Source organism: Dietzia sp. CQ4 (assembly GCF_014145125.1).
GTDB lineage: Bacteria > Actinomycetota > Actinomycetes > Mycobacteriales > Mycobacteriaceae > Dietzia > Dietzia natronolimnaea.
The window spans coordinates 1-4,966 of sequence record NZ_JAALDZ010000152.1; the positions used below are offsets into that span (position 1 = coordinate 1).

At 73.2% G+C, this 4,966-nt stretch carries 5 protein-coding genes; 4 read left to right on the forward strand and 1 reads right to left on the reverse strand.

The window, feature by feature from the left end:
* The first annotated feature begins 2 nt into the window (after nt 1–2).
* Genes G6031_RS09705 through G6031_RS09715 form a run of 3 tightly spaced genes read left to right on the forward strand, consistent with a single transcriptional unit; the run spans nt 3 to nt 2,508 of the window.
* Nucleotides 3–377: a MarR family transcriptional regulator gene (locus G6031_RS09705; RefSeq protein ID WP_241737288.1), complete on the forward strand. Its 375-nt coding sequence runs from the start codon at nt 3–5 to the stop codon at nt 375–377.
* Nucleotides 374–1,795 (forward strand): MFS transporter, encoded by a 1,422-nt coding sequence (locus tag G6031_RS09710; RefSeq protein ID WP_182653164.1) that lies wholly within the window; start codon nt 374–376, stop codon nt 1,793–1,795. The genes G6031_RS09705 and G6031_RS09710 overlap by 4 nt, the downstream gene beginning before the upstream one ends.
* Before the next feature lie 20 nt (nt 1,796–1,815).
* Nucleotides 1,816–2,508 carry a lysoplasmalogenase family protein gene (locus tag G6031_RS09715; protein ID WP_182653165.1) on the forward strand — a complete coding sequence of 231 codons (693 nt, stop codon included), beginning with the start codon at nt 1,816–1,818 and terminating at the stop codon, nt 2,506–2,508.
* On the opposite strand, the gene G6031_RS09720 is transcribed toward G6031_RS09715, so the two are convergent.
* Nucleotides 2,498–3,880 carry an alpha/beta hydrolase domain-containing protein gene (locus G6031_RS09720; protein WP_241737289.1) on the reverse strand — a complete coding sequence of 461 codons (1,383 nt, stop codon included), beginning with the start codon at nt 3,878–3,880 and terminating at the stop codon, nt 2,498–2,500. The two genes, G6031_RS09715 and G6031_RS09720, sit on opposite strands and share 11 nt — an antisense overlap.
* Nucleotides 3,881–3,939: 59 nt before the next feature.
* Here G6031_RS09720 and G6031_RS09725 point away from each other — a divergent pair, with 59 nt between their 5' ends.
* A complete protein-coding gene (locus tag G6031_RS09725; protein WP_182653166.1) occupies nt 3,940–4,863 on the forward strand; it encodes an alpha/beta hydrolase in 924 nt (307 codons plus the stop codon).
* Nucleotides 4,864–4,966 lie beyond the last annotated feature (103 nt).

Here is a 4,966-nt window from a genome sequence, read left to right on the forward strand (position 1 = left end):
CGCTGTGGCGGCGGCTCGGCGAGCACCGGACGCTGTCGATGGGGAAGGTCGGGATCCTGGCCCGCCTCGACCGCCACGGTTCGCTCACCGCGACCGACCTCGCCGCGCACGAGCGGATCAGCCATCAGGCCGTGGCGGGTGCGGTCCGCGAACTCGAACAGATGGGCCTGGTCTCCCGCAGCCCCGACCCCGCCGACGGCCGGCGGGTCCTGATCACCCTCACCGACAGCGGCCGCGCACGCCTGGACACCGAACGCTCGGCCGGGCAGGAGTGGCTGATCCACGCGGTCACCGACGAGCTGAGCGAGTCCGAACGCGCCACCCTGGCGGCAGCGGTGCCCCTGCTCGGCAGGCTGGACGCCGAGGGCACGAGGTGACCTCGACCGACCGCGCTCCCGCACCCCGCTGGTTCCTCCAGGCCCTGGTCTACGCGGGGCTCACCAGCGCGATCGTCAGCTCGCTGGGCATGCTGCTCGTGCCGTCGGTGGCAGGCGAGTTCGGCATCACCGTCAGCGCCGCGCAGTGGATGCTCACCGTGAACCTGCTGGTGGGCTCGGTGGCCACCCCGATCATGGGTCGCCTGGCGGACGGACCCCACACCCGCCGGCTGCTCCTGGCGTCGCTGGCGGTGATCTTCACCGGATCGGTCATCGCCACCGTGGCCACGGACTTCACGATCTTCCTGATCGGCCGGGCACTGCAGGGTCTGCTCTACGGCACCGTCCCGGTCACCATCGCCCTGGCCCGCCGACACCTGAGCTACTCCGAGTCCCAGCCGGCCATCTCCACCCTGTCGGTCACGGTCTCCGTGGGGATGGGGCTGGGGTACCCGCTCACCGGCCTGCTGGCCGCGGGGTTCGGCCACCGGTCCGCGTTCGCCTTCGCCGCGCTGTTCGTGGCCACCGCGGCGGCCGGGGTGTGGCGTTTCGTCCCCGCCGGGCCCGACCCGCTCGCCCCGCGAACACCCCTCGACCTGCCCGGAGCCGTTCTGCTGGGCGTCGGCCTGGCCACCCTGCTGCTGTGGATCTCCGAGGCCCAGGGCTGGGGGTGGACCTCTCCGCGCGCCCTGGGGACCCTCGCGGTGGCCGTGACCGCCCTGACCGCGTGGGGCGTGCACAGCGTGCGCACCCGGCACCCGCTGATCAACCTACGGGTGGTGCGCCGGCCCGAGGTGCTGCTGGCCAACGCGACCGCGATCGGGCTGGGCACCGCGCTGTACATCGGTCTGTCGATCGCGAGCCTGGTGGCCCAGGCCCCCACCGACACCGGCTTCGGCCTCGCCGTCCCGCTCATGTGGGCGGGCTTCATGATGGCGCCGCTGTCCGTCGGCAGTTTCCTGGCCAATCGCGCGGTCAGGGCGCTCTCCCGCCGAGTCGACATGGCGGTCTTCCTACCGGTCGGTGCGGCGGTGATGACCGTGGCGTCGCTGCTGCTGTGGTGGGCGCACGGCGACTTCCTCACGCTCGCCGTCGGGATGTTCCTGTTCGGCGCGGGGATCGGATCCGGGTACGCCGCCATGCCCGCGCTGATCGCCCGGAGTGTGGCCGTGGACCAACTCGGCAGCGCCGTGAGCTTCAACCAGGTCCTGCGCACTGTCGGCGGCGCGGTGGGTGCCGCGCTGTCCGCCGCGGTGCTCGCCGCCCACCCGTCCGAGTCGACCTACTCCACCGACGAGGGCATCACCATGGCGTTCGGCGTGGGCGTGCTGTGCTGCGCCGCGGTGATGGTCGCGTTGACGGGGCACGCCGTCACCCGACGACGACGAGGTGACGCGTCCCCCGGCGCGCGGCGGTGACCGGCGATAGCGTCGTGGGCATGCGCGCACTGAGCTGGGGCCCCGTCGCCGTGGTGACGCTCGTCCACCTGATCGCGCTTCTGACCGGCGCCGACGCGGTGGCAGCGTGGTCGCAGGTGCTGCTCATGCCCGCGCTGGCGGTGGTGCTGCTCGTGTCACCGCCCGATGACCGCGGACCCGCCTGGCCCTGGGCGCTGGCCGCGTTGGCCGCGAGCTGGGTCGGGGACTCGCTACCCAAGGTGATGCCGGAGGACGCGCGGTTCCTGGCGATGATCGGCGGGTTCGCCGTGGCCCAGGTGCTGTGGATCGTCGCCTTCACCCGAGTGGACCGGGGCCGGTCGCCGTTCGCGTGGACACTGCTGCTCGTGGTGGTGGCGGTCGCGCTGCTGGCGGTGACGGTTCCGGAGGCCGGGATGCTCGCCCCGGCCGTGGTGGTCTACGGGATGTTGCTTCTCGCCGTGGCGTGGCTCGCGTCGAGCCACGGTTGGGTCGGCGCTCTCGGCGGCGCCCTGTTCGTCTTGTCCGACGGCTTGATCGCGCTGGGCGCGTTCCGGCCCGATCTCGTCGACTGGGCGAACCGCGACCTCGTGGTGATGGCCACCTATGTGGGCGCCCAGGCGATGTTCGTGGCGGTCATCCTGCTCACGCGATCACCCGACCGCACGTTCGGCCGAGCACCCCGCCGGGAGACCCGCGCCCGACTCACCAGGTGAGACGCTCCGGTCGGGCGTCGGCCAGGATCTCCTCGCGGTCCTCGGGCAGGAGGAAACCCTCGGCGATGAGCCGGTCCGTGGCCGCGCGATAGGCCGCCAGGTACTGCTCACGCCCCGACTGCCCTCCGCCGGTCTTCCCACCGCCCGGCCACCGCTCCCGCAGCACCTGCTCGGGAAGCTCCACGGTCCGCCCGAGGAGCATGCACAGGGGCTGCGCCTCGGGATGGGGCACGCCGGTGAGCTGCTCGACCGGGGCCTCCACGACGGGGGTCCGCACGCCACCCCGGCCATTGCCCATCTCGTCGGTGACGACCTCGTCGTCGTCGATCTCCACCGGCGGCGCGGCCGGCGGGCGCGCACCACCGGCGACCCAGGACACCAGGTGCCTCAGGGCGGCGCGCAGGACGAACACCTGCTGCCCGCTGTTGACCGGGCCGTGGCAGTCGACGAACTGCGCGAACTCACCCAGCTGATAGAGGTCCGCGTGCGCCTGGCCGGCGATCTCCCAGGTCACCACGGACTCCGAATCGGGTTGGCGGGCGGGCAGGGAGGCGATCCGGCCGATCAGGTCGCCTTCCGCCTGCACCACCATCACCGGCGCGCCCACGTCCTCGCGGAGCGTCGCCGGGCCGCGACCGAGGGCGGCGACGATGTCGCTCCCGCGGCCGCGGTCGTCGAAGGGCAGGTACCCGGCTCCACGGCTGTGGAGGAGGAACGCGTCGAACACCCCGGCCCGCGGGTGGACGCCGTTGACGTAGGAGGTCAGCGCGAACGCCGACTGCGACTCGCCCACCGCGATGACCGACCGCGCGCGTAGACCCGCGAGCGGCCCTTCCCCGTCCGGCTCGCGCACGTAGCGCCCCACCTGGGTGACGATGTCGTAGGCGTACGCGTCGCCGGGGTGGTGCAGGTCCCCGTAGCGCTCGGGTCGCTGGGCCCGGAGTCCCTTGGTCTGGCCGCCGAGGCCCACCGCGGCGTCCCCGCCCTCGACCGCGATGAACTGGGCCGACACCCCGACCCAGGCGTGGCCCGCCCGGAGGATCTCGTCGGCGAGGTAGGTGTAGTCCGGCGCGGCGTCCTGGCCACCACTGACGTTGAGCCACTCCACCAGCACCACGCCGCTGAACGACCCCGGCTCCGGCCGCCGCACCAGTACGCGGGTCGCGAACGGCGCGGAATCGGCCTCGGTGAGCTCGACGCGCCCGTCGCCCGGTGTCGCCACCGTGTCGTAGGAGACGGCCTCGCCGCTGCACGCCCACTCCGACTCGCCGAACCCGGCCGCCGCCAGGTCCGGGGCCGCGCGGCCGGACATCGGCGGGAAGGACCTGCCCTGCGTCAACTCTACGAATGTGGCTCGCCGGGATCGGTGCATGGACCGATTGTGCCTGTTAGCGTCGCCCTGGCGACCCCCTTTCAGGCCAAGGAGACCCGGTGACCGACGGACCCGATCTCTTCCCCGGTTTCCGCTCCCGCGTGATCGAGACGCCCGGCGCCCGGATCAGGGTGCGCGTCGGCGGATCGGGACCGCTGGTCGTGCTGCTGCACGGGTACCCGCAGACCGGGGCGATGTGGCACCGGATCGCCGCCGGGCTGGCCACCCGGCACACCGTCGCCGTTCCCGACCTGCGCGGATACGGCGCCTCGGAGTGCCTCGACGACGACTTCTCCTTCCGCGCCATGGCCGCCGACGTCGCCGCGCTGATCGGCGAGCTCGGGGGAGGTGGGTCCGGTCCGGCAGGCGACGGGGAACGCGACGGGACCGACGACGACACCGCTGTCGTCATCGGACACGACCGGGGTGCCCGGACCGCGCATCGGCTGGTGCTCGATCGGCCCGGGTTGGTGCGGGGCGTGGCGCTGCTCGACATCCTGCCCACCACCGAGGTGTGGCGGCAGATGTCACCGGAGATGATCCGCGCCTACTACCACTGGGGCTTCCTGGCCCGGCCCGAGATCGCGGAGCCGATGATCGCCGACGACCCGGTGCGGTTCCTCCATTCGGCCCTCGCCGGCCTCTACTCCCCGCTGGAGGCGTTCCATCCGGTGGCCCTGGCCGAGTACGAGCAGGCCATCGCTCGACCCGGCGTCATCCACGCGATCTGCGGCGACTATCAGGCGGCTGCCACCGTGGACCTCGCCCACGACGAGGCGGATCTGCACCGCCGGCCGGACCTGCCCGCGCTCGTGCTGTGGGGCGCCCGGGGGAAGGTGGGCGCGGAGGTGGATCCGCTGGAGGTCTGGCGCGGCCGGCTGCCCCGGGCCGAGGGCCGCGCGATCGACGCCGGGCACTACCTCGTGGAGGAGGCCCCCGAGGAGTCATGGGCGGCGATCGCCGGGTTCCTCGAGCGCATCTGACAGCCGGGGGGATCGACATCCGGCCGGGGAAGATAGCCCTCCCCCCGACGGGGATCGCCCTCCGGCCGGCGGGACGTCAGGGCGCCCGGTCCGCTGCGGCGCC